This window comes from Streptomyces sp. NPDC006743, assembly GCF_040703815.1.
In the GTDB taxonomy this organism is placed as follows: Bacteria; Actinomycetota; Actinomycetes; order Streptomycetales; family Streptomycetaceae; genus Streptomyces.
The window spans coordinates 93,653-117,041 of the sequence record NZ_JBEYJA010000016.1 but is presented as its reverse complement, the minus strand read 5'-3'; the positions used below and the strand labels follow the sequence as shown (position 1 = coordinate 117,041).

The 23,389-nt window shown below is 74.8% G+C and carries 18 protein-coding genes; 9 read left to right on the top strand and 9 right to left on the bottom strand.

Annotation, left to right across the window (positions count from 1 at the left end; translation table 11 throughout):
* Entirely contained in the window at positions 1 to 774 is a 774-nt protein-coding gene (locus ABZ719_RS16440) for a beta-phosphoglucomutase family hydrolase (RefSeq protein ID WP_366725857.1), read from the top strand.
* On the top strand, positions 771 to 3,113 hold the full coding sequence (locus ABZ719_RS16435) for a glycosyl hydrolase family 65 protein (protein ID WP_366725856.1): 2,343 nt from the start codon (positions 771 to 773) through the stop codon (positions 3,111 to 3,113). Before ABZ719_RS16440 ends, ABZ719_RS16435 begins: the two co-directional genes overlap by 4 nt.
* Positions 3,114 to 3,137: 24 nt before the next feature.
* On the opposite strand, the gene ABZ719_RS16430 is transcribed toward ABZ719_RS16435, so the two are convergent.
* Both ABZ719_RS16430 and ABZ719_RS16425 read right to left on the bottom strand, forming a co-directional pair.
* Positions 3,138 to 4,049 carry a M48 family metalloprotease gene (locus ABZ719_RS16430; RefSeq protein ID WP_366725855.1) on the bottom strand — a complete coding sequence of 304 codons (912 nt, stop codon included), beginning with the start codon at positions 4,047 to 4,049 and terminating at the stop codon, positions 3,138 to 3,140.
* Positions 4,046 to 4,429, bottom strand: a complete 384-nt coding sequence (locus ABZ719_RS16425; protein WP_037851039.1) for a BlaI/MecI/CopY family transcriptional regulator — start codon at positions 4,427 to 4,429, stop codon at positions 4,046 to 4,048. The genes ABZ719_RS16430 and ABZ719_RS16425 overlap by 4 nt, the downstream gene beginning before the upstream one ends.
* Before the next feature lie 274 nt (positions 4,430 to 4,703).
* On the opposite strand from ABZ719_RS16425, the gene ABZ719_RS16420 reads away from it, so the two are divergent.
* Positions 4,704 to 6,200, top strand: coding sequence for a hypothetical protein (locus ABZ719_RS16420; protein ID WP_366725854.1), 1,497 nt, complete (start codon positions 4,704 to 4,706; stop codon positions 6,198 to 6,200).
* The gene (locus ABZ719_RS16415) at positions 6,197 to 7,144 is read left to right on the top strand and encodes a lysylphosphatidylglycerol synthase domain-containing protein (RefSeq protein WP_366725853.1); all 948 of its coding nucleotides are present in this window, start codon (positions 6,197 to 6,199) and stop codon (positions 7,142 to 7,144) included. Before ABZ719_RS16420 ends, ABZ719_RS16415 begins: the two co-directional genes overlap by 4 nt.
* 124 nt (positions 7,145 to 7,268) lie before the next feature.
* On the opposite strand, the gene ABZ719_RS16410 is transcribed toward ABZ719_RS16415, so the two are convergent.
* From ABZ719_RS16410 to ABZ719_RS16400, 3 genes are read right to left on the bottom strand one after another with little or no spacing between them, the layout of a single operon-like run.
* The gene (locus ABZ719_RS16410; RefSeq protein WP_366725852.1) at positions 7,269 to 8,033 is read right to left on the bottom strand and encodes a phosphatase PAP2 family protein; all 765 of its coding nucleotides are present in this window, start codon (positions 8,031 to 8,033) and stop codon (positions 7,269 to 7,271) included.
* Complete coding sequence (locus tag ABZ719_RS16405; RefSeq protein WP_366725851.1) at positions 8,030 to 8,632, bottom strand: phosphatase PAP2 family protein; 603 nt, start codon at positions 8,630 to 8,632, stop codon at positions 8,030 to 8,032. Before ABZ719_RS16405 ends, ABZ719_RS16410 begins: the two co-directional genes overlap by 4 nt.
* Positions 8,629 to 9,297, bottom strand: a complete 669-nt coding sequence (locus ABZ719_RS16400; protein ID WP_366725850.1) for a DedA family protein — start codon at positions 9,295 to 9,297, stop codon at positions 8,629 to 8,631. Before ABZ719_RS16400 ends, ABZ719_RS16405 begins: the two co-directional genes overlap by 4 nt.
* Positions 9,298 to 9,646: 349 nt before the next feature.
* Between ABZ719_RS16400 and efeU the strand changes: the two genes are divergently transcribed.
* The 4 genes from efeU (at position 9,647) to ABZ719_RS16380 (ending at position 15,539) form a co-directional block, all read left to right on the top strand.
* The gene (gene efeU / locus ABZ719_RS16395; RefSeq protein ID WP_366725849.1) at positions 9,647 to 12,151 is read left to right on the top strand and encodes an iron uptake transporter permease EfeU; all 2,505 of its coding nucleotides are present in this window, start codon (positions 9,647 to 9,649) and stop codon (positions 12,149 to 12,151) included.
* A 77-nt stretch (positions 12,152 to 12,228) separates the two neighbouring features.
* On the top strand, positions 12,229 to 13,509 hold the full coding sequence (gene efeB, locus ABZ719_RS16390) for an iron uptake transporter deferrochelatase/peroxidase subunit (protein ID WP_366725895.1): 1,281 nt from the start codon (positions 12,229 to 12,231) through the stop codon (positions 13,507 to 13,509).
* A 260-nt stretch (positions 13,510 to 13,769) separates the two neighbouring features.
* Entirely contained in the window at positions 13,770 to 14,930 is a 1,161-nt protein-coding gene (locus ABZ719_RS16385) for a HoxN/HupN/NixA family nickel/cobalt transporter (protein ID WP_366725848.1), read from the top strand.
* A gap of 120 nt (positions 14,931 to 15,050) precedes the next feature.
* Entirely contained in the window at positions 15,051 to 15,539 is a 489-nt protein-coding gene (locus ABZ719_RS16380; protein ID WP_366725847.1) for a DUF5709 domain-containing protein, read from the top strand.
* Positions 15,540 to 15,795: 256 nt separating this feature from the next.
* On the opposite strand, the gene ABZ719_RS16375 is transcribed toward ABZ719_RS16380, so the two are convergent.
* Positions 15,796 to 16,020: a hypothetical protein gene (locus tag ABZ719_RS16375; protein ID WP_366725846.1), complete on the bottom strand. Its 225-nt coding sequence runs from the start codon at positions 16,018 to 16,020 to the stop codon at positions 15,796 to 15,798.
* Between the two features lie 298 nt (positions 16,021 to 16,318).
* On the opposite strand from ABZ719_RS16375, the gene ABZ719_RS16370 reads away from it, so the two are divergent.
* Positions 16,319 to 18,151 carry a glycoside hydrolase family 15 protein gene (locus tag ABZ719_RS16370; protein WP_366725845.1) on the top strand — a complete coding sequence of 611 codons (1,833 nt, stop codon included), beginning with the start codon at positions 16,319 to 16,321 and terminating at the stop codon, positions 18,149 to 18,151.
* A 35-nt stretch (positions 18,152 to 18,186) separates the two neighbouring features.
* Here the strand turns inward: ABZ719_RS16370 and ABZ719_RS16365 are convergent, their stop codons facing one another.
* From ABZ719_RS16365 to ABZ719_RS16355, 3 genes are all read right to left on the bottom strand, one after another.
* Positions 18,187 to 19,032 carry a chitosanase gene (locus tag ABZ719_RS16365; protein WP_366725844.1) on the bottom strand — a complete coding sequence of 282 codons (846 nt, stop codon included), beginning with the start codon at positions 19,030 to 19,032 and terminating at the stop codon, positions 18,187 to 18,189.
* A gap of 184 nt (positions 19,033 to 19,216) precedes the next feature.
* Positions 19,217 to 21,988, bottom strand: coding sequence for a SpoIIE family protein phosphatase (locus ABZ719_RS16360; RefSeq protein WP_366725843.1), 2,772 nt, complete (start codon positions 21,986 to 21,988; stop codon positions 19,217 to 19,219).
* 621 nt (positions 21,989 to 22,609) lie between these two features.
* Positions 22,610 to 23,302, bottom strand: a complete 693-nt coding sequence (locus tag ABZ719_RS16355) for a GAF and ANTAR domain-containing protein (RefSeq protein WP_366725842.1) — start codon at positions 23,300 to 23,302, stop codon at positions 22,610 to 22,612.
* Positions 23,303 to 23,389 lie beyond the last annotated feature (87 nt).

The following is a 23,389-nucleotide window of genomic DNA, read 5'->3' as shown; positions in this document are numbered from 1 at the left end:
ATGACACAGCTCGGTCTGCCCGAAGAAATCCTGGCCTGCCTCTTCGATCTCGACGGGGTCGTCACCAAGACGGCGGTGGTGCACGCGGCCGCCTGGAAGGAGACGTTCGACGCGTTCCTGCGCGAGCGGGAAGGCGCCGGCTACCGTCCCTTCGACGCGGTCGCCGACTACGACGAGTACGTCGACGGGCGGCCCCGTGCCGACGGAGTGCGCACCTTCCTCGCCTCGCGGGACATCGAACTGCCCGAGGGCACCCCGGACGACCCGCCGGACGCGCCGACGGTCAACGGGGTGGGCAACCGCAAGAATGAACTCGTCCTGGAGAAAATCCGTACAGACGGCGTGGAACCCTACGACGGCACCCTGCGCTACATCGCGGCGGTCCGGGCGGCGGGCCTGAAGACCGCGATCGTGTCCTCCAGCGCCAACACCCTCGACGTGCTGCGCTCCATCGACGCCGAGCAGTTGTTCGACGTACGGGTGGACGGTGTGGTCGCCCGCGAGCGCGGGCTGCCCGGCAAACCGCACCCGGACACCTTCCTCGCCGCCGCCCACGACCTCGGGGTGGAACCCGGGCGGGCCACCGTCTTCGAGGACGCCCTGGCCGGCATGGACGCGGGCCGCTCGGGCCGTTTCGGATACGTCGTCGGCGTCGACCGCGTCGGGCAGCGGGACGCCCTGTACGCCCACGGCGCCGACGTCGTCGTCAAGGACCTCGCCGAACTCCTCACCGGGGCCGGCCCCGGACCCAGCCGCCAGGGAGGCGCCGCGTGATCACCCACCGTTCCTACGCCGTCGAGCCGTGGACCGTGCGCGAGACGGAGCTGAGCCTGGACGTGCTCGCCCAGAGCGAGTCGGTCTTCGCCCTCTCCAACGGCCACGTCGGCTGGCGCGGCAACCTCGACGAGGGGGAACCGCACGGTCTGCCGGGCTCCTACCTCAACGGCGTGTACGAGGTGCACCCGCTGCCGTACGCGGAGGCGGGCTACGGATATCCCGAGTCCGGCCAGACCGTCATCAACATCACCAACGGCAAGGTGCTGCGGCTGCTCGTCGACGACGAACCGTTCGACCTGCGCTACGGCAGGCTCGTCTCCCACGAGCGCGTCCTGGACCTGCGCCGGGGCGTGATGGAGCGGACCTGCGAGTGGATCTCGCCGGCCGGCACCCGGGTCCGCGTGCGCGCCACGCGGATGGTCTCCCTCACCCAGCGCTCCATCGGCGCGGTCGCCTACGAGGTGGAACCGGTCGAGTGCCAGGCGCGCGTCGTCATCCAGTCGGAACTCGTCGCCAACGAGCAGCTGCCGCAGGCGAACGGCGACCCGCGCGCGGCGATGGCCCTGCAGGCCCCGCTGGAACCGGAGGAGGACTTCGCCTCCGGCCACCGGCTGCGCCTGGTGCACCGCACCCGGCGCAGCGGTCTGCGCGTGGCCGTCGCCGCCGACCACGTCGTGACGGGCCCCGAGCGGACCACCACCAGCAGCGAGAGCCATCCGGACCTGGCCCGGCTGACGGTCGCCGCCGTCCTGGAGGCGGGGCAGAAGCTGCGCGTGGAGAAGCTCGTCGCGCACGGCTGGTCGGGGGCCCGCTCGCTGCCCGCGATGAGCGACCAGGTCGACGCCGCCCTGGCGGCCGCGGCCCACGGCGGCTGGTCCGGCCTGGTCGGCGAGCAGCGGTCCTACCTCGACGACTTCTGGGCCCGCGCCGACGTGGAGGTGGACGGCGACGAGGAGATCCAGCAGGCCGTCCGCTTCGCGCTGTTCCACGTGCTGCAGGCCGGGGCCCGCGCCGAGGAGCGGGCCATCCCGGCCAAGGGGCTGACCGGCTCGGGCTACGACGGGCACGCCTTCTGGGACACCGAGATGTTCGTGCTGCCCGTGCTGACCTACACCTCGCCGGACGCGGTCGCCGAGGCGCTGCGCTGGCGGCAGAACACCCTGCCCGCGGCCCGCGAGCGGGCGGCCCAGCTGGGACTCCGCGGTGCCGCGTTCCCCTGGCGGACCATCGAGGGCCAGGAGGGTTCGGCGTACTGGCCCGCCGGTACGGCCGCCTTCCACGTCAACGCCGACATCGCGCACGCGGTGGTGCGGTACGTGGCGGCCACCGGCGACGAGGACTTCGAACGCGACACCGGGATGGAACTGCTGGTGGAGACCGCCCGGCTGTGGCGTTCGCTCGGCCACCACGACCACCGCGGCACCTTCCACATCGACGGCGTCACCGGCCCCGACGAGTACAGCGCCGTCGCGGACGACAACACGTACACCAACCTGATGGCCCGTGCGAACCTGCTGGCCGCCGCCGACGCCGTCGAACGCCACCCCAAGGAGGCGGAACTGCTCGGCGCCGACGACGAGGAGAGCGCCGCCTGGCGGGACGCCGCCGAGGCCATGAACATCCCGTACAACGGCGAACTGCGCGTGCACGAGCAGCACGCGGGCTTCACCCGCTACCAGCGCTGGGACTTCGCCGGCACCCGGGCCGACCAGTACCCGCTGCTGCTGCACTTCCCCTACTTCGACCTGTACCGCAAGCAGGTGGTCAAACAGGCCGACCTGGTGCTGGCCATGTACACCTGCGGCGCCGAGTTCGACGAGGAGCACATCGCCCGCAACTTCGCCTACTACGAACCGCTGACCGTGCGGGACTCCTCGCTCTCGGCGTGCGTCCAGGCGGTCATCGCCGCGCAGGCGGGCCATCTGCGGCTGGCCTACGACTACGCGGCCGAGGCGGCCCTGATGGACCTGGAGGACCTGGAGCACAACACCCGCGACGGACTGCACATCGCCTCGCTGGCCGGTACCTGGATGGCGCTGGTGGCAGGCTTCGGCGGCACCCGCAGGTCCGGCGACACCCTGGCGTTCGCGCCGCGCATGCCGGAGAAGTTCAGCCGCCTGGCCTTCACCCTGCAGTTCCGCGGTCGGCGGCTGCGCGTGGAGATCACCCAGGAGAGCGCCACGTACACCCTGGCGTCCGGGCCCGCCCTGACGGTCGGTCACCACGGCGAGGAGGTCCGGCTGCGGCCCGGCACGCCCGAGGTCCGCCAGGTGCCGCCGCCGCGGCACCTGCCGGCCCCGGAGCAGCCCCCGCACCGCAGGCCGGGCGTGCGCTGATTCGGTCCGCTGCTCCCGCGGGGCTCAGGGGACCCGCAGGACGGCGACCGACAGGAGGCGGAGCAGGTCGCCGGTGGCGTCGGCGGCGCCCAGCACCGGGAGGACGCCGAGGGCGAGCACCGCGGCGGCCACCGGCCGCAGGGGCGGCGGCGGCGCCGACCGCAGGGCCGCGACCCGGCGGGTGACGGCACGGTCGGTGAGGGGCAGCGTGCCGGCCGGTCCGGGAGCGGGCCCGGTGGTGAGAGCCGCCCGGGCCAGCGCCCGCGCGGCCGCCGTGCGGTCGCCGACCGCCGCCGCGGCCCGCTCGTCCGCCCAGCGTTCGACGAGGAAGGCGACGGTGGGACGCACCCCGAACAGCAGCGGGTCGGCCGCTGCGGCCAGCGTCGCGGCGGTCACCACGAGCGCGTGCCGGTGGGTGAGGTGGGCGCGTTCGTGGGCGAGCAGCACCCGGCGCTCCTGCGGCCCCAGGGCGCCGAGCAGCGCGGCCGTGACCAGGATCCGCCCGGGGGAGCCGGGAACGGCGAACGCGCGCGGCACCGGCGAGGCGGCGACGATCAGTTCGGTGTCGCCCGGATGCGCCGCGCACAGCCGGCGCAGCGCCCGCCGGGTGCCGCGGACGGCGCGCACGGCCCGCCACAGCCGGTGGGCGACGGCCGCGAGGGCCACGGCGGCCGGCACCGCGACCGCCGCCGGCACCGGCACCGGCACCGGGAGCCGCCGGCCGCCTGCCGGGGCCGCGAGGAGGGCGGCGGGCGCGTCGCCGGCGAGGGTGAGGGCGAGCAGGGAGAGCGACCACACGGTGGCACAGGCCGTCACCACGGCGGCGGCCGTCAGCACGCGCGCGGCGAGCGCGGGCGCCACCCGGCGGCCGACGGCGGGACTGACCGCGGAGAGCAGCAGGGACAGCACGAGCGGGGTGTAGACGTCGATCCTCACGCAGCCCCTCCCGCGAGCAGCTCGCGCAGGGCCCGTTCCTCCTCGGCGCTCAGCCCGGTCACGAACTGCTGCAGCGCGGCGATCGGATCGGGGCCGCGGTCCAGCGCCTCGTGCATGGCCTGTGCGGTCAGCTCGGCGGCGTTCTTCGCGGGCCGGTAGGCGCCCCGCCGGCCGTCGACCTCACGCAGCACCAGGCCCTTGTCGTAGAGCCGCTTGAGGATGGTGTGCACGGTGTTGTAGGCCAGGTCGCCACCGAGTTCGAGCTGGATCTCGGCCGGTGTCAGCGGGCGCTCCGTGGACCACAGCGCGGCGAGGACCTCGCTCTCCAACTCGCCCGGACTGCGCCGTTCCGTCCTGCCGTGAGGCCCTCTGCCAGCCATGCCCTCAACCTTACAGCGCGTAGGGATGCCCCGTGTCCGGCGGTGTCCCGCCCGGCGGAACGCCCCGAGGCGGGGTAACTTGTCGGTGATCCGCCGCTCGTGCCCGCTCTCCCGTACCGGCCGCCGGCGCGTCCCTGCCGGTGGCGTCCCGTGTGTTCGCCGGATTTTCCGCGACGTTTTCCCCGCGGTTCCCCGGCGCCCTGCCCGAGTCCCGCACCGCTCCCGCACACTGTGAAGCCAGAAACCCTACAGTGCGTAGGGACGAGGGGTGGAGATGGCCGACCACACGCACGCCGTACCCGCCGGCATCCGGCGGCCCGCACCGGCGACCGGCCCCGGCGGGGCGGGCCGCCGCACCGGCGCCCTGCCGGTCGCGGCCGTGGCCGCCGCGTTCACCCTGGCACAAGTGCTCCTCGTCCACCCCGGCATGGGCCTCGGCTGGGACGAGACCGTCTACGTCAGCCAGGTCAGCCCGCACGCCCCCGCCGCCTTCTTCAGCGCCCCCCGCGCCCGCGGCGTCCCGCTCCTGGTCGCCCCCGTCGCCTCCTGGTCGTCCTCCACCGCGCTGCTGCGGATCTGCCTCGCCCTGCTGTCGGGCCTCGCGCTGTACCTGGCCCTGCGGGTGTGGCGCGGACTCTTCCCCGCCCGCGTCCTCGCCCTCGCGGGCGCCCTGTTCGCCTCCTTGTGGGTGACCCTCTTCTACGGGCCGCAGGCCATGCCCAACTACTGGGTGGCCGTCGGCGCGCTCGCCTGCGCGGGCTGCTTCGTGCGCGCCCGCGCGGACCCGCACGACCGCGCCGCCCACGCCGGACTGGCGGGCACCGCCGCCCTGATGGCTCTGATGCGCCCGATGGACGCGGTCTGGATCGCGCTGCCGCTGCTCGTCCTCGCCGTCCCCGGACGCCGCTGGAGACCGTGCGCCGCACTCGTGGGTGGTCTGGCCGCCGGCTGCGGCGAATGGGCCGCCGAGGCCTACGCCGGCCACGGCGGCCCGCTGCGGCGGCTCGCCGACGCCTCCGCCATCCAGGACGGCCTCGGCCTGCACTTCGCCGTCACCGACCAACTGCGCAGCCTGGGCGGGCGGACCCTGTGCCGCCCGTGCACCGGGGCGCTGCCCAGCCCCCTGGTCACCGCCTGGTGGTACGTCCTGCCCGCGCTCGCCCTGCTGGGTCTGCTCCTCGCCCGGCGCGCCCGGCGCTCCGGGCCCACCCGGACCGCGCTCGCCTGCGCCGCCGCGGCGGCCTTCCCGTACCTGTTCCTGATCGGCTACGCCGCCCCCCGCTTCCTCCTGCCCGCCTACGCCCTGCTCGCCCTCCCCGCCGCCGACGCCGCCCTCCACCTCGTCACCACGCCCCGGGGCACCTGGCGGCCGGCCGCCCTGGGCCTCGCCGTCCTCGCGCTCGCCGCGCACCTAGCGGTCCAGTACGCCGTCCTCGCCCACACCGTCGCCCGCACCACCGCCGACCGCCGCGCCTGGCACCGCACCGCCGGAGCGCTGCACGCCCTCGGGGTGCGCCCGCCCTGCCTGCTGACCGGTCAGGACGCCATCCCCGTCGCCTTCTACGCCGGCTGCGGCTCCGCCGCGACCGACGGCCACAACGCCAACTCCACCCGCGCCGCCATCGAGGAGACCGCACGACGGATCCCGGTCGCCACACTCACCCCGGCGGGCGGCGCCCCGCCCGCGTACGCCCGCGGCTGGCCGGCCCACCGACTCGGCGGCCTCCTCCTGTACGTCGCGCCGACGGCGCAGAAGGGCCCCGCCACATGACCTCACCGCTGCTCACCCGCCCCGCCGTCCTGCGCCGCCGTACCTGGTGGCACACCGGCGTCATGCTCGCGGTGCTGCTGTGCGCCGTGTACCTCGGGCAGCGGCACTGGCCCGTCCTCGAGTCCGGTGCCGACCGGCTCGCCGTCGCCGACCAGGGATGGCTGCTGGTGGGTGCGAGCGCCGCCCTGGCCACCTGGGGGTGCGCGGCTCTGGCACAGCAGGGGGCCGTGGCCGAACGGCTGCCCCGGGGCCGGCTGCTGGCCGCGCAGTTCGCCGCCTCGGCCGCCAACCACGTGCTGCCCGCGGGACTGGGCGCGGGGGCGGTCAACCTGCGGTTCCTGATGCGCTGCGGGCTGCCCGCCTCGCGCTCGGCGAGCGCCCTCGCGGTCAAGGCCGCGGCCGGTGCGCTGGCCCGCGCCGCGCTGATCACCGTGCTCGCCGCGGTCTGCCCCGGCGTCCTGCGGCTGCCGCACGTCCCGGTCACCGCGGTCGCCGGGGCCCTGGCCGCCGTCGTCCTGGTGACGGTGCTGCTGCGCGGCCCGCTCAGGTCCCGGTGCGCACGCGCCGTCACGACGCTGGGGACGGACATCCGGGCCGTGCACCGCCGGCCGCAGCGGGCCGCCGCCCTGTGGGGCGGCTCGCTCGCCTTCGCGGCGGCGCACTGCCTGGTCCTCGTCTCCGTCGTCCAGGCCGTCGGACTGCCCCTGCCGCCGGTGCGGGTGGCGCTCCTCTATCTCGCCGCCAGCAGTGCCGCCGCCCTGCTGCCCACGCCCGGCGGGCTCGGCTCCCTGGACGCGGCGCTCGCCTTCGCCCTGACCACCTCCGGCGCACCGGCCGCCACCGCGGCCTCCGCCGTCCTCGGCTACCGCCTGCTGACGGTCTGGCTGCCGCTGGTGCCGGGCCTGCTGGTGCTGGGCGTCCTGATCCGCCGCAGGGCGGTGTGAGACAGGGGGTGTGCACCACCGCCGGGCCCGCGCGGGGGCGGGCCGCAGCGGACGGGACGGGCCCGAGCGGGGCGGCCCGGAGCGGACGGGGGCGTTCCCGGGCAAAGGGGCGCTGTCCGGGGCGTCAGGCCGAGCGGGACCGTTCCGGCCGGCCGGGAGGGTCCTGGCCCGGCCCCGCGGGAGGGTCCTGGTCCGGCGACAGGGCGGTGTCCGCCGGGTCCGGGGCGTGCGTCGTCAGCGCGGTGACGAACCACGGGGGCAGCCACTTGACGGCCGCGCACAGGCACGCCCCGAACCAGCCCCCGGCGAACAGCCAGCCGCCGGCGACGTCGGTGAACCAGTGCACCCCGAGGTACACCCGGGTCAGTCCCACCAGCGCGCCCCAGCAGCCCGTCACCAGGCACAGCGCCGCCCGGCCGCGCGGAGCGCGCAGGACGACGGCGAGGATCACCACCGCGGCGGTCACCGCCGACGTGGTCGTGTGACCGGACGGGAACGACCAGCCCGTGGCGTGCGTCGCCCAGTCCTGCCGCGGCGGACGCGGGCGGGCGATCAGCTCCATCACCCCCTGGCGCGCCGCCTGCCCCAGGGCCAGGCAGGCCACGCACACGGCCGCCGCGGCCGTACGCTGCCGTGCCGTGCGGCCGAGGGCCGCCCCGGCCAGCGCGACCAGCAGGTACGGGACGGCACCCGTTCCCGTGGCGGTCAGCGCCCGGGCCGCGGCCACCGCCACCTCGGGTCGGTGGCCGGCCGACCAGGACAGCAGTGACCGGTCCACCCGCAGCGGAGCGCCGTGCCCGCCCACGACGACCAGGGCCACCACGGTGAAGGCGGCCCAGGCGCCCAGCGCCGTACTGCCCGCCAGGTCGGCCGTGTCCCGGCGCCTCATGAGACGAGCAGCGGGCGCAGCCGGGTCGCCGCGATCCGCCGGGCCAGGCCTTCGGGACTGCGCAGCACCACCCGCATCACCGCGAAGGACACCAGCGCGCCGGCGACGAGCCCCACCGCCACGTCGTGCGGGTAGTGCGCGCCGACCCAGACCCGGGAGGCCGCCATCGCCGCCGCGGCGACGACGGCGATCGCCCCGAGGCGCCGCGACACGAGGAAGAGGGCCACCGCCGCGGCGGCCGCGATCGCCGCGTGGTTGCTCGGGAAGGACCAGTCGGTGCGCGCCGGGCAGGCCTCCAGGGTCACCGCGTGCAGGGTCCGGCACGGCCGCACCTCGTGCACGGCCGCCTTCACCAGCGAGTTCACGAGGTAGGCGAGGACCACGGCCACCGGCACCGCCAGCGCGGTCACGGCCGCCGCCGCGTCCACCCGCCGCGCCCGCCACCAGCCCGCGAGCATCAGCGCGGCGAACACGGCCAGACCGTACGCCGACCACACCGACACCGTGTCGTCGAACCAGGCCGGGGAGCGGCGGGCCAGGTCCACCACGTCCGTGTAGAGGGACCCGTCGACCGACGCGCCCGACAGGGCGAGCATCATCCGCGTGCCTCCTTCGCCTTCGCGGCGCGCCGGGAGCGCAGCACCTCGGCGGCGAGCGGGATCAGCGACACGACCACGATGAGCGCGATCACCGGCAGCAGGTACTTGTCGACGTCCGGCACCGAGGAGCCGAGCGCGTACCCCGCCAGGGTCAGGCCCATGCTCCACACGAGGCCGCCCGCCACCTGCCAGAGGGTGAACGTCCGCACCGGCACGCCCAGCGCGCCCGCCATCGGATTGAGCACGGTCCGCACCACCGGCACGAAGCGGGCCAGCACGATCGCCTTGGCGAACCCGTACCGCTCCAGGAGTTCCTCGGCGCGCCGCGCGCCCTCGTGCAGGCGCTGCGAGCGGCTGCGGGCCAGCAGGGCGCCCCCGGCCTTGCGGCCCAGCAGGTATCCGCACTGGGACCCGGCGAGCGCGCCCACGGCGGCGGCGAGCAGCAGCGGCGCCAGCGACAGCCGCACCCCCCGGTCGGCCGAGCCCGTGCACAGCAGTCCCGCCGTGAACAGCAGTGAGTCGCCCGGCAGGAAGAAGCCGACGAGCAGTCCCGTCTCGGCGAACAGCACCACGCCGACGCCCAGCACGCCGAAGGCGGCCAGCAGCGACTGGGCGTCCAGCACATTGACCGCCAGCGGTGAGGACAGGAGCGAGGGTGTGATCATCGGCGCGGGTTCTTTCCGTCGGGGGAGGGCGGGGGACGCGCGAGACGACGGCCCGGAGTGACTACACCCCTGTAGACCGTCTACTGCACTGTAGACGAAAACGACTCGTGCGGTGTTCCCGTGATCGGCCCAACGGGTGAACCGAGGGGCGAATCGGTGCGGGCGGCGGCGCGGGCGGTGCCATCGGGACCGGCCCGTGCGCCGGACCGCTGTGGGTTTTGCCCGCGCATTGCCGCTTCGTGACCGATCGACTACACGCGTGTAGTCATGATGGGTGCCGAAGTAAGGCATGCCTTCTCTAAGTCGGTCCCAGTGAGGCCGGGGCGGTGTGCCGGGAGGGCCGCACGGCATGTGGGACGACGCGTTTCCGAGTTTCCTGATCGGACTGCGGGAAGGACTCGAAGGCGGGCTGATCGTCTCCATCCTGGTCGCGACCCTGGTCAGGGCGGGGGCCAGGTCCCGGCTGCCGCAGGTGTGGACCGGTGTCCTGGCGGCCGTCGCGCTGGCGCTCAGCTTCGGCGCGGTCCTCACCTTCACGGCGGCCTCCCTCTCGGCGACCGCGCAGGAGGCGTTCGGCGGGGCGCTCAGCGTGGTCGCCGTGGCGTTCGTCACCGCCATGGTCTTCTGGATGCGCCGCTCGGCCCGCAGTTTCTCCGGCGAGATCAAGCAGAAGGTGACCGGCGCGCTCGCCATGGGCGCGGGCATGCTGATCCTGACCTCCTTCCTCGCCGTGGGCCGCGAGGGACTGGAGACCGCCCTGTTCCTGTGGACCACCGCCCGCGCGGCCGGGGAGTCCGCGGGGCCGCTGGCCGGCGCCGGGACCGGGCTGGTCCTGGCGGCCGGGCTGTGCTGGGGCCTGTACCGGCGGGTCCTGAAGATCAACCTCACCAAGTTCTTCACCGCCACCGGAGCCGTGCTCATCGTGATCGCGGCGGGTGTGCTCGGCTACGGCCTGCGCGACCTCCAGGAAGGAGGCGTCCTGCCCGGGGGCACGTCCTACGCCGTCGACCTCGGCGGCAGCGTCGACGCCGGCTCCTGGTACAGCACCCTGGTCCAGGGTGTCCTCAACCTGACCCCGACGATGACGTGGGTCCAGGTCGTCGCCTACGCCGGCTACCTCGCCGTGGTGATGACCCTGTTCGTGCGCGGCGTCCGGGCAGGTGGCGGGAGCGCGGGTGCGGGCAACGCCGCGCCGGCCCCGCAGCCTGCCGCTGCGGCGGCCGCGGCAGGCGCGGCCGAGCCCGCTGCCCGGCCCGGCTCCGGAGCCCCGTCCGTGGCCGGTGCCCGGTCTGGGTCCGGAACCCCCTCCGAGGCCGGGACCCCGTCCGTGGCCGGGACCCCGTCCGGGTCCCCTGCCGCGCCGCCCGGCGGGTCCGGGTCCCGCCCGGAGCCGTCCGCCGATCCGGATCCGCGCCCGGAGCGGCCCGCCGAGCCGCTGACCTCGTCTGCCCGCTGCGCCGGCCCCAGCCTCGAGCCGGCGCCGCTGCCGGAGCCCGCCGCCGAGGCCGTGCCTCCGTCCGAGGCCGGCTCCGCACCTGCCCCCGGCTCCGCACCTGCCCCCGGCTCCGCACCTGCCCCCGGCTCCGCGCCTGCCCCCGCCCCGGTCCCCGAGCCCACGGCGGCCCCCGAGCCCACCCCCGGCGCCGACTCCACCCCCGGCGCCGACGCGCCCGGGGCGGGCGGTCGGCCCCGTCGCCGGCGTCCCGCCTGGGTCGTTCCCGTCGCCGTCGTGGCCGTGCCCGCCGTGGTGGCCGGGCTCGTCGTCGCCCTCGGCCGGTCCAAGCCCGCCGGTACGCAGACCGTCGCCGTCTCCGAGAAGGACTGCGGCAGGGGTTTCACCGCGCCCCGGACGGGCCGGCAGACCTTCCGGATGCACAACACCGGCTCGAAGACCTCCGAGGTCTACCTGATCGACCCGGCGAGCAACGCCGTCTACGGCGAGATCGAGGGCCTGGCCCCCGGGACCACCCGCGACCTGGTCGCCACCGTCGCGGGCGGCGACTACGCCTGGCGCTGTGTGCCCACCGGCGGCAAGGCGGTCACCTCCGAAACCGTGCGGGTGAGCGGCGGCGCCGGGGCCAAGGCGGTCGTCCCCGTCTCCGAGCAGGACCTGGCCGGACCGCTCGCGCGGTACCGGCAGTACGTCGGCAAAGGCCTGGCCGCCCTGGTCGCCCAGACCGCCAGGCTCGACGACGACATCCAGGGCGGTCACCTCGGCGCGGCCCGCGCCGACTGGCTCACCGCCCACCGCACCTACTCCTCCCTGGGCGCCGCCTACGGCACCTTCGAGGACTTCGACCAGAAGATCGACGGAAGGCCGGACGGACTCCCGGACGGCGTCGAGGACAAGGACTTCACCGGCTTCCACCGCATCGAGTACGGCCTGTGGCACGGGCAGGACGCGGGCCGGCTCGAGGCGCCGGCCCGGCAGCTCGCCGCCGACGCGGCCGGTCTGCGCAAGGCCTTCCCAGGCCAGCGGTTCGACCCGGGGGACCTGCCGCTGCGCGCCCACGAGATCCTGGAGAACACCCTCCAGTTCGAGCTGACCGGCGACGCCGACCAGGGCAGCGGCACCGAGCTGGCCACGGCCGAGGCCGACCTCGACGGCACCCGCGAGCTGCTCACCGTACTGAAACCGCTGCTGACCAGCCGCGCCCCGCACCTGCTGCCCGCCGTGGACGGCGACATCGCCCGGCTGCGCGCCCTGCTGGACGCGGGCCGCCACGGCACCGCCTGGACGCCGGTCGACCGGCTCGACGCGCGCACCCGGGCCCGCCTGGACGGCGCCACCGGACAGCTCCTGGAAGACCTCGCCCCCGTGCCGGATCTGCTGGAGATCAGGAAGTCCGCCTGATGTCCGCACCCCGCGCGGACCGCGCGGCGGCCCCCGTCCGCCCCGCCACCCCCGCCGACCCCGAAGGGAACCCCTCCATGCCGTCCGCCGCCACGCCCGCCCCCTCGGGCGGCTGCCCCGCCGGTCACGGCCGCCGGACCTTCGTCCGTACGGCCCTCGGGGCCGGGGCCGCGGGCGCGGTCCTGGCCGGCGGAGGACTCGCACTGAGCCGGGCCGGCACCGCCGAGGCGCACGCCGCCGACTCCTCGGAGCCGACGGAGATCCCCTTCCACGGTGTCCACCAGGCGGGCGTCGTCACCCCCGCCCAGGCCGCCGCGGCGTTCGTCTCCTTCGACGTCATCGCCGACGGCCGCCGGGAACTGGCCGACCTGCTGAGGACCCTCACCGAGCGGGCCCGTCTGCTCACCACCGGCGGCACCCCCGCCGACCTGGGTGTCGGCGCCCCGCCCTCCGACAGCGGCATCCTCGGTCCGGAGGTCCCCGCCGACGCCCTCACCGTCACCGTGGGTGTCGGCGCCTCCCTCTTCGACGACCGCTACGGCCTCGCCGGAGCCAGGCCGCGCCGGCTCACCCCGATGCGCACCTTCCCCAACGACCACCTCCGGGCCGCCGAGTGCCACGGGGACCTGTCCCTGCAGATCTGCGCGAACCGCCGGGACACCGTGCTGCACGCCCTGCGCGACATCGCCCGGCACACCCGCGGCGCCCTGCAGATCAAATGGCGCGTCGACGGTTTCCAGAACACCCCGCGCCCCACCGGCGCACAGCGCAACCTGCTCGGCTTCAAGGACGGTATCGCCAACCCGGACGTCACCTCCGCGCGGGAGACCGACCGCCTGATCTGGGTGGGCGCGGGCCAGGGCGAGCCCGCCTGGGCGACCGGGGGCAGCTACCAGGTCATCCGGATCATCCGCATGCTGGTGGAGTTCTGGGACCGGGTCTCCCTGACCGAGCAGGAGAAGATGTTCGGCCGCCGCAAGGACACCGGCGCCCCGCTGGACGGCGCCCGGGAGACCGACGTCCCCCAGTACGCCAAGGACCCGCACGGCACCGCGATCCCGCTGGACTCCCACATCCGGCTCGCCAACCCGCGCACCCCCGCCACCGACGCCTCCCGTCTGCTGCGCCGCGGCTACAACTACGACCGGGGCGTCGACAACGTCGGCAACCTCGACATGGGGCTCGTCTTCTGCTGCTACCAGCAGGACGTCGTCCGCCAGTTCGAGGCGACCCAGACCCGGCTGATCGACGAGCCGCTCGTCGACTACATCTCGCCGACCGGCGGCGGTTACTTCTTCGTCCTGCCCGGAGTGCGGGACTCCGCCGACTGGCTCGGCCGCGGCCTGCTGGCGGCCTGACCGGCCGGCCACGGCGCCTGTCCGCCCCGGCCGGCGGCCGCCCCGACCCGGCCGGCGGGCCTGACCGGCCCGCGCCCGGCCAGGGCGCCCGACCGGCCCGATCCTGCCGTGGCGCACCGCGGGCGGGGGTGCGGGGGACTTTCCCCTCCCATGGTCAAGACCCGTCACGGCCTTTACTGCACATGATTCGCAGATGGGTGAAGATGGCAAGAGGCCGCCGGGCGCGGCCTCGCGCACCCCCCACCGAAGGAAAGTCCCCCATGACGGCCGCCCCTGGTCCCACTCCTCTCCTCCCCGCCCCGGCCGAGGCCCGGCGCTCGGCCTGGCACCGCGTCCGCACCTCCATGACGCGGCAGGAGTGGACCAGGGTCGGCGCGATGGCCGCGTTCGTGCTCGCCCTGCACGTGATCGGCTGGTTCACCCTCGCCTGGATCGTGGCACCGGAGCACTACAGCATCGGCACCAGGTCCTTCGGCGTCGGCATCGGAGTGACCGCCTACACCCTGGGCATGCGGCACGCCTTCGACGCCGACCACATCGCGGCCATCGACAACACCACCCGCAAGCTGATGAACGAGGGGCAGCGGCCCCTGTCGGTCGGCTTCTGGTTCTCCCTCGGCCACTCCAGCATCGTCTTCGGCCTGGCGTTCCTGCTCTCCCTCGGCGTGAAGGCGCTGGCCGGTCCGGTCCGCGACGACAACTCGCAGCTGCACGACGTCACCGGCCTGATCGGCACGACCGTCTCCGGCACCTTCCTCTACGTCATCGCCGCCATCAACCTCGTCATCCTGGCCGGCATCTGGAAGGTGTTCCGGCAGATGCGCTCGGGCCGCTTCGACGAGGCCGCCCTGGAGGAGCAGCTGAACAACCGCGGCTTCATGAACCGCGTCCTGGGCCGGGTCATGAAGTCGGTCACCAAGCCCTGGCAGATGTACCCGCTGGGCCTGCTCTTCGGCCTCGGCTTCGACACGGCCACCGAGATCGCCCTGCTGGTCCTGGCCGGCTCCGGCGCCGCCTCCGGGCTGCCCTGGTACGCGATCCTGTGCCTGCCCGTGCTGTTCGCGGCCGGCATGTCGCTGCTGGACACGATCGACGGCTCGTTCATGAACTTCGCCTACGGCTGGGCGTTCTCCAAGCCCGTCCGCAAGGTCTACTACAACCTCACCGTCACCGGCCTGTCCGTGGCGGTCGCCCTGATCATCGGCACCGTCGAACTCCTCGGCCTGCTCGCCGGGAAGCTCGGTCTGCACGGCTTCTTCTGGGACTGGGTGGCGGGCCTCGACCTGAACGTCCTCGGGTTCGTGATCGTGGGCCTGTTCTTCGTCACCTGGGTGCTCGCCCTGGCGGTGTGGAAGCTCGGCCGGATCGAGGAGAAGTGGACGGCGGGTCTGGCCGCCTCCGCCGAAGCCGGGCGCGAGTGAGCACGGGCCGCCCGGCGCGCCCGTGACCGGGTGAATCCGCGGCCGGGGGGATTGGAGCGCCCGCGGCGGGAAACGCGGAGCACGACACCGCGACCGCAAGCCGCCGCGAGGGAGGCACCCGTGAGCACCGATCCGATGGCCGACGACGCCTACCAGCCCACCGGGAACAACGAGGAGCAGGAGGACGCCGCGCCGCTGGACATGCAGGACGCGATCGGCGAGCGAACCTACGACGACACCCTCGACGAGGGCTACTCACCGCCCGAGAAGCCGCTCGGCGTCGACAAGTACGGCACCACGGCCGCCGAACAGCACGAGGGCGAGAGCCTCGACCAGCGGCTGGCCCAGGAGCGGCCCGACACGGGCGAGCGGGAGGGCGACGGCACGGGCGACCTGCCCGGCGGCGAGGGCGAGCCGGTCGACCCCGAGGCGGGGGACGAGCGCGCCGGGCGCCTGGTCGCCCCGGACGAGGGCGCGCACGCCGACACCACCAAGGAGGAGGTCGCCTTCGACGCCGGCATCGACGGGGGAGCCGCGGGCGCCGAGGAGGCCGCCGTCCACGTCGTCGAGGACGACAGCACCCTGCCCGGCGAGGACACCGGGCGCTGACGGCACCGCCGCGCACGGCTTCAGTACCGCCGCGTACGGCTCCAGTACCGCTGTGGCAGACGGGTCCGCCCCGCCCTGCCGGGGTCCGTGCGGCTCCGCACCGGTTCTCCCCGGCTTCCCCCGGGCCCGCGGCCCTGCAATGGTCATCCCGGCCGGGCGGGCCCACGGACGCGCGGAAGGCCCGCAGCACGGACGGGGACCGCAGCCCACGGCTCCGGTCCCCGTCACGCCGACGGACCCCACGGTCCGCCCTCGGCTAGGGCAGCAGTTTGTCCAGGGCGGCAGGCCCCTCCGTCTCGATCTTGCGCTTGGCCCACTCCAGGTTGCGCGGGGTGATGTCACGGCCCGCGGCCAGCACGACGTCCTCGGGCGAGACGTCGGTGCCGGTACGGGCGTGGAGCACGCTGTCCGGCGTGCAACGGTTGCCTGGCGAACGGGATGCTTCGGGCGAACGGGATACGTCGGGCTCTGACGTCGACATGTGTCCTCCTCGGGTCCGGCCGGGTACCCGCCCGGGTCCGGACTGCGCCGCCCGTGCCGCGGGACCGGGACCTCCTCCTACGATTGCCCGCCGCGCCGCACCCTGCATCCGGAAGGGCCGCCGCACCGAGCGGGCCGGCCCCGGCCCGCTCCAGGAGTACCGGACCGTCCCGCCCGGAAACCTCCGTTCCACCGCCCCGCTCCGTAAGCTGGAAGGACCCGGGCGAGCCGCCGGGGCGGCAGACGCGGGGACCGCGCGGCACGCGGGGACCGCGCGACCCGACAGGGAGGCCGCAGCGATGACCGACAGCTCAGGCCCGCCGCCGGCGGGCGCACGCCGGTACGTGCCGATCGCCGACCACGGCCTGATCGGCGACCTGCGCACGGTCGCCCTGGTCGGCACCGACGGCACCATCGACTGGTACTGCTGCCCCGCCTTCGACGCCCCCAGCGTCTTCGCCGCCGTGCTGGACGCCGAGCGGGGCGGCTGCTTCGAACTCGCCGCGGCCCAGGGAGCCCGCACCAAGCAGTTCTACTTCCCCGACACCAATGTGCTGATCACCCGGTTCTTCACCGAGGACGGCGTCGGGGAGGTGCAGGACTTCATGCCGGTCTCGGGCGACCTGGGCGAGGCCGAACGGCACCGGCTGATCCGGCGCGTGGTGTGCGTGCGGGGCACCGTCCCGTTCCGCGTGCGCGTGGCCCCGCGCTTCGGCTACGGCGCCGACCCGCACACGGTGCGCACGCAGGGCTGTATGACCCTGTTCGAGTCCGCTCGCCTGGCCCTCGCCCTCACGGCCACCGTGCCGCTGGAGACCGACGGGCCCGACGTCCGGGCCGACTTCAAGCTCACCGAGGGCGAGTCCGCCGTCTTCGCCCTCGACCAGGTCGGCGGCGAGGTGGCCCCGCGCCGGTGCGCGCGGACCGAGGCGGAGGAGCAGTTCGCGGCCACCGTGGCGTACTGGCGGCGCTGGATCGCGCAGTCCCGCTACCGGGGCCGCTGGCGGGAGATGGTGCACCGCTCCGCCCTCACCCTCAAACTCCTCACCTACGCCCCCACCGGCGCCATCGTGGCCGCGCCCACCACCAGCCTGCCCGAGCGCGTCGGCGGCGAGCGCAACTGGGACTACCGCTACGTCTGGGTGCGCGACGCCGCCTTCGCCGTCTACGCCCTGCTGCGCCTCGGCTTCAGCGGCGAGGCCGCGGCCTTCATGCGGTTCGTCACCCGGCACATCAGTCCGGGCGACGGCAGGGCGACCGGCCCGCTGCAGATCATGTACGGCATCGACGGCCGCACCGACCTCCCCGAGCGTGAGCTGCCCCACCTGGAGGGGCACCAGGGTTCCGCCCCGGTCCGGGTCGGCAACGCCGCCGCCGACCAGCTCCAGCTCGACATCTACGGCGCCCTGATCGACTCCATCTACCTCTACGACAAGTGGGCCGAGCCGATCTCCAGTGCCCAGTGGGACGACGTGTGCGCGCTGGTCGACTGGGTCTGCGCGCACTGGGACCAGCCCGACGAGGGGGTGTGGGAGACCCGTGGCGGGCGCCGGGACTTCCTGTACTCGCGCCTGATGTGCTGGGTGGCCGTCGAACGCGCGATCCGGCTGGCCAACCGCCGCGGCCTGCCCGCCGACCTGGCCCGCTGGCAGCGCGGCCGGGACGCGATCTACCGCCGCATCATGGACCGCGGCTGGTCGCCGCGGCGGCAGGCGTTCGTCCAGTACGAGGGCGGCGACGTGCTGGACGCCGCCGTCCTGATGATGCCGCTCGCCAAGTTCATCGCCCCCACCGACCCCAAGTGGCTGGCCACCCTCGACGCGCTCACCGAGGACCTGGTCTCCGACTCCCTCGTCTACCGCTACGACCCGCGCAGCAGCCCCGACGGCGTGAGCGGCGACGAGGGCACCTTCTCGATCTGCTCCTTCTGGTACGTGGAGGCGCTGACCCGCGCCGGGCGCCTGGACGAGGCCCGCCTCGCCTTCGAGAAGATGCTCACCTACGCCAACCACCTGGGCCTGTACGCGGAGGAGATCGGCCGCACCGGCGAACAGCAGGGCAACTTCCCGCAGGCTTTCACCCACCTGTCCCTGATCAGCGCCGCCTACAACCTGGACCGTGCCCTCGGCTGACCCCGGGACGCGGCGGCCCGGGGTCAGCCCGGCGGTCAGCCGATGTGGTACGAGTCGCCGTACACCTTCCAGTCCAGCGGCGGCTTCAGGTCCAGGTTGCCCTTGCGCAGGAAGACCCGCTGCGCGGTGTCGACCCTGCTGGTGTCGCTGTGCGCCTCCTCCTGCTTCATGGCCCACACCCGCGCGTCCAGGAACGCGTTCAGGTACGCCACCTCGTCACCGCCCCGCGCCGGCGGCTGGGCGCTGCGCAGCGCCCGCTTGCGGATGCCGCGGAAGCTGGTCGGGTCGTCGCCGTCACCGTGCATGACGATGGCGTCGTAGTAGGCGAACTGGCCGAGCGCGCGCAGTCCGTCCGCCTTGCCCTGGGCGACCGCCGGGTCGAAGTACACCCGGTCCCGCTCGTCGTTCTGGGCCTGCTGGAAGGCGCTGTCCTTGGCCGCGGTGCGCCAGTCCTTGGGGAAGTCCGGGTCGAGCCCGGAGTGCGAGTCGCTGCCGTTGACCCTGCGCAGGGCGGGCAGGTACCTGGCGAGCACGTTGCCGGGCTTGCGGTCGGTGTAGAGCTGGACCAGGTCGAGCATGTCGCCGGTGCCGGAGCAGAAGCCGATGATGCCGGCGGTGTAGCCGCGGCCGTCACCGATGTCCTCGATGTACTTGTACTGCGCCTTCCAGTCGAGCGAGGAGTTCTCCGCGCTCGACACCAGTTTCATGGCGATCTCCTTCTTCGCCGGGTCGTCCAGGCCGGGCGCCGCGGCCGGGGCGGCCGTCGCCTGCGGGACGGCGCCGAGCAGCGGGACGGCGACCGCGCCGGCACCGAGGAGGGCGAGGACGGTACGGCGGGAGGCGCCGGCCGGGCGGGCCGTGCCGGGGTTCGGATGCACCATGGGCTCCAAGGGGGAGTGGGGGGTGGGGAGTTGGTCCGTGGGACCAACTGATAGGAAGGTTTCCTACCAGAGGCTCGAACAGGTGGGCACCCGTCGCGCACGAATTCGTAGGAACGAACGAGGAAACGAAGGGGGGAATGCACGAGGGGAGCCGGGAGGAAACAGGAGAGGGCGGACGCCGGGTTCAGGACAGGGACTGCTCCGCCCAGATGACCTTCCCGGTGGGCGTGTAGCGGGTGCCCCAGCGGTCCGCGAGCTGCGCGACCAGGAACAGACCCCGGCCCCCCTCGTCGGTGGAGGCCGCGTACCGCAGGTGCGGCGAGGTGCTGCTGCTGTCGAAGACCTCGCAGATCAGGGCGGTGTCGCGCAGCATCCGCACCCGGATGGGCGTGCTGCCGTACCGGATGGCGTTGGTCACCAGCTCACTGAGGATCAGCTCCGTGGTGAAGGCCGCCTCCTCCAGCCCCCACCGCGCCAGGCAGCGGCTCACCGAGGCCCGTACGTCGCCGACGGCCGCCGGGTCCGCGGGCACCTCCCACTCGGCGGTCCGGTCGGCGCCCAGCGCCCGCGTCCGCGCGACGAGCAGCGCGATGTCGTCGCCCGGCCGGAACGGCAGCCGCGAGTCCAGCACGGCGCGGCACGTCTCCTCGGGCGACGGGCCGGCCGAGGAGAGCGCGCCGCGCAGTTCCTCCAGGCCCACGTCGATGTCGAGCGCCCGGTCCTCGACGAGCCCGTCGGTGTACAGCACCAGACGGCTGCCCTCGGCGAGTTCCAGCTCGGCCGTCTCGAACGGCAGACCGCCCAGTCCGAGCGGGGGTCCGGCGGGCACGTCGGCGAACGTCACCTCGCCGCCGGGGGTGATCACGGCCGGCGGCGGATGTCCGGCGCGGGCGATCGCGCAGCGCCGGGAGACGGGATCGTAGACCGCGTAGAGGCAGGTCGCGCCGATCACGGGCGCGCCGGCACCGTCGGTGGCCCCGGTCCTCTCGTCCTGGTCGATCCGGTCGACCATCTCGTCCAGCAGCCCCAGCAGTTCGTCGGGCGGCAGGTCCAGGGCGGAGAAGTTGTGCACGGCCGTGCGCAGCCGGCCCATCGTGGCCGCCGCGTGCAGTCCGTGACCGACCACGTCCCCGACGACCAGCGCCACCCGCGCCCCCGACAGCGGCAGCACGTCGAACCAGTCCCCGCCCACCCCCGCCTGCGCGGGCAGGTAGCGGTAGGCGATCTCGAGGGCGCCCTGCTCGGGCAGGCTGCGCGGCAGCAGACTGCGCTGGAGGGTGACGGCCATGCCGTGCTCGCGCGTGTAGCGCCGGGCGTTGTCGATGGAGACCGCGGCGCGCGCCACCAGTTCCTCGGCCAGGGCCAGTTCCTCGGCGTCGAAGGGTTCGTCCTTCTGCGAGCGCCAGAAGTCGACGACACCGAGGATCACGTTGCCCGCCCGCACCGGGACGGTGATCAGCGAGTGGATGCCGTACCGGGCCACCTGGCCGGTGCCTTCCGCCTCCCGCGCCGGCCCGCCGGGGGCGGCCTCGACCCGCGGTTCGAGGACCGGCCGGCGGGCGCTGAGACTGCGCGCCTGCGGGGAGGACGCCACCAGGCGGATCTGCGAGCCCACCGGGAGCAGCGGCGCGTCGTCGCGGATGCCGCCGGCCGCCGCACGGCGCAGCGCGGCACCCTGTTCCGGCTCCTCGCCGCGCAGCACGGCGTCGTACAGGTCCACCGTGGCGAAGTCCGCGAAGCGCGGCACGGCCACCCGTACCAGTTCCTCCGCGGTCCGGGTCACGTCCAGGGTGGTGCCCACGCCCACCCCGGCGTCGTAGAGCAGGCTGAGGCGCTCGCGGGCCTCCTCCGCGCGTCCGGACAGCGAGCGCAGCTCCGTGGAGTCGCGCAGGGTGGCCACGCTGCCCGAGGGGCCGCCCTCCAGGTCGGTGGCCCGCTGGTTGATCGCCAGCAACCGGTCGCCGACCAGGTGCACCTCGTCGGTGGCGATCCGCCCGGAGGCGAGCAGCGCCGCCGTGCCCGGATCCAGCCCCAGGTCGAGCACCCGGCGGCCCTCGGCGTCCTCGGGCAGGCCGAGCAGGCGGTGCGCCTCGTCGTTGGCGAGGAGCAGCCGGCCGTCGTCGCCGACGATGATCACGCCCTCCCTCACCGAGTGGAGCACCGCGTCGTGGTGCTCGTACATCCGGGTCATCTCGCCCGGCCCCAGGCCGTGCGTCTGACGCAGCAGCCGCCTGCTGACCAGGGCGGTCCCCGCGGTCGCCAGGGCGAGGCCGACGGCGGCCGCGCCCAGCACGACGGGCAGCTGCCGGTCCGCGAGGCCCCCCGCGTTGCGCGTGGTGATGCCGGCCGCCACCAGCCCCACCACCGTGCCGTCCGGCGCCTTGACCGGTACCACCGCCTGCACCAGACGCCCGATGGTCCCGTTGATCTCCTCGACCACGGGTCTGCCGTGCACCGCGGGCGCGATGGTGCCCACGAACTTCTTGCCGATCCGGTTCGCCACGGGGTGGGTGTAGCGGATCCCGGCGGTGTTCATCACGACGATGAAGTCGACGTGCGCCGCCGCGCGGGCCGCCTCGGCGCGCGGTTGCAGCACGGCCGTCGGATCGGGCCCGGTGAGTGCCGCGGCGGTCCCCGGCGCGTTGGCGAACGACTCGGCGACCGCCAGCGACCGGTTGCGGGCCTCCTGGGTGCTGTCGTGCTGCACCTGCAGCACCAGGGCGACGACCGCGGCCAGGACCAGCAGCAGCACCACGACGACCTGGAGCACGAACACCTGTCCGGCGACGGTGCGGCCGCGCAGGGCGGCCCACCGCCGCGCGAACCAGCCGCCCGCGGCCCGGTCCCGCTCGGCGCGCTCACGCGCTCGACGAGCGGTACCGGGCGCCGGCTGAAGACGCTGACCGTCAGAACGGCGGGTCGACCGGGTACCGGCTCGACCCGGGAGTCGGACCATGTGCCATGTCTACACTGCCGGGCCCTTCGTGGCGAGGCCCGTCACACCTGTGCGCCGGGCCGGTTCACCGACGACGGCAGGGCCCCCTTCCCCGCGGCCGCACGCCCGCCGAGCGGCCACCGCCGCGGTCGCGGGAACCGCGTGGGGGGCGGGCGCAGGCGCGGGACGGTGCACGGCGAACACCGGGACGGTGCGTGTCCGCCATCCGGCCATCCGGCCATCCGGCCATCGGGCTTTCCGGTCATACGGGCGTCCGGGCGTCCGAGTGGGCGGCCGTCCGGCAGGGCGGCGCTGCCCGGCGGGGGAGTGCGGCCGTCGGCGTCCACCCGTGCGGCGGCTTCCGGCGGGACGCACGGCCGCCGTCCCGGTTCCACCGGTCCCGTCGGGGCCACCCACGGCATCCCTGCGCCGCTGCCGGGCGGTTCGTACGCGGGCTCCGGTGGCCCGCCCGTCCGCCGGACGCGGTCCGGGGGGTGGACGGCACGCCCGGGCCGCCCGGCCCGGCGCCGGTGAGCGTCGGCCCGGTGACGGACGCGCCGGCGACCGGTGCGAGGGCGGCGCGTCCGCCGGGGAGGCCGCGGGCCCCGGTACGGCCGTCCGGGTGGCGCGGCCGTACCGCCGTCAGGGCTTGTGGGGGCCCTGCCCGCGGATGTTCTGGGCGACGTCGCGGAGCTTGACGTTGTGGTGCTGGGAGATGCGGCGCAGCACCGCAAAGGCGTCCTCCTCGCTGAGCCGGTGCCGCTCGCGCAGGATGCCCATCGCCTCGCCGATCGCGTGCCGGGTCTCCAGGGCGTGTTCCAGCTGGTCGACGGTGCTGGCACCGGCTAGGGCGACGGCGGCGTGCGAGGCGAGCAGCCAGCCGGCCGTCTCGCTGTCCTGGGTGAAGGCGCCAGGACGGCTGGAGTAGCAGTCCAGCGCGCCGAAGTCCTGGTCGTCGGTGAACAGCAGGAAGCCCATCATGCTGCCGATGCCGAGGTCCCGGGCCCCCGGGGCGTACCGCGGCCACTCGGGCTGCGGCCGGGTCAGGTCGGTGATGCGGAACACCCGGTCGCCGTTCACCCGGCGGGCGGCGTCGAAACAGGGGCCCTCGCCCAGCTCGCCCTGGAGGCGGTCGGACTCCTCGACCATGCCGGCGGTCGCGGCCAGACTCACGGCGCGTCCCTTGCGCACGGCCAGGATCCCCGCGGCCTCGCACCCGTCGATGAGTTCCACCGCCGCGGACGCGATCTCCTCGAGCGTCGCCGCCGGGGACGGCTGGGCCAGCAGACGCCGGGCCAGATCGGCCATCTTCTCGGCGAAGTCGCGCCAGTCCATCCCGCACACCACCCTTCTTCCGGCCACGTGTGCCGCTCCGGGGGTGTCGTCGCCCGCGGACTGCGGTCCCCGCAGCGTACCCCCCGG

What these genes read in the sequence shown, in the direction of transcription:
- ABZ719_RS16370 (WP_366725845.1), top strand. Translation starts at nt 16,319, where the DNA reads ATGACCGACAGCTCAGGCCCGCCGCCGGCGGGCGCACGCCGGTACGTG.
- ABZ719_RS16375 (WP_366725846.1), bottom strand. Translation starts at nt 16,020, where the DNA reads ATGTCGACGTCAGAGCCCGACGTATCCCGTTCGCCCGAAGCATCCCGT.
- ABZ719_RS16355 (WP_366725842.1), bottom strand. Translation starts at nt 23,302, where the DNA reads ATGGACTGGCGCGACTTCGCCGAGAAGATGGCCGATCTGGCCCGGCGT.
- ABZ719_RS16400 (WP_366725850.1), bottom strand. Translation starts at nt 9,297, where the DNA reads ATGATCACACCCTCGCTCCTGTCCTCACCGCTGGCGGTCAATGTGCTG.
- efeB (WP_366725895.1), top strand. Translation starts at nt 12,229, where the DNA reads ATGCCGTCCGCCGCCACGCCCGCCCCCTCGGGCGGCTGCCCCGCCGGT.
- ABZ719_RS16360 (WP_366725843.1), bottom strand. Translation starts at nt 21,988, where the DNA reads ATGGTCCGACTCCCGGGTCGAGCCGGTACCCGGTCGACCCGCCGTTCT.
- ABZ719_RS16420 (WP_366725854.1), top strand. Translation starts at nt 4,704, where the DNA reads ATGGCCGACCACACGCACGCCGTACCCGCCGGCATCCGGCGGCCCGCA.
- efeU (WP_366725849.1), top strand. Translation starts at nt 9,647, where the DNA reads ATGTGGGACGACGCGTTTCCGAGTTTCCTGATCGGACTGCGGGAAGGA.
- ABZ719_RS16365 (WP_366725844.1), bottom strand. Translation starts at nt 19,032, where the DNA reads ATGGTGCATCCGAACCCCGGCACGGCCCGCCCGGCCGGCGCCTCCCGC.
- ABZ719_RS16440 (WP_366725857.1), top strand. Translation starts at nt 1, where the DNA reads ATGACACAGCTCGGTCTGCCCGAAGAAATCCTGGCCTGCCTCTTCGAT.
- ABZ719_RS16410 (WP_366725852.1), bottom strand. Translation starts at nt 8,033, where the DNA reads ATGAGGCGCCGGGACACGGCCGACCTGGCGGGCAGTACGGCGCTGGGC.
- ABZ719_RS16385 (WP_366725848.1), top strand. Translation starts at nt 13,770, where the DNA reads ATGACGGCCGCCCCTGGTCCCACTCCTCTCCTCCCCGCCCCGGCCGAG.
- ABZ719_RS16405 (WP_366725851.1), bottom strand. Translation starts at nt 8,632, where the DNA reads ATGATGCTCGCCCTGTCGGGCGCGTCGGTCGACGGGTCCCTCTACACG.
- ABZ719_RS16425 (WP_037851039.1), bottom strand. Translation starts at nt 4,429, where the DNA reads ATGGCTGGCAGAGGGCCTCACGGCAGGACGGAACGGCGCAGTCCGGGC.
- ABZ719_RS16415 (WP_366725853.1), top strand. Translation starts at nt 6,197, where the DNA reads ATGACCTCACCGCTGCTCACCCGCCCCGCCGTCCTGCGCCGCCGTACC.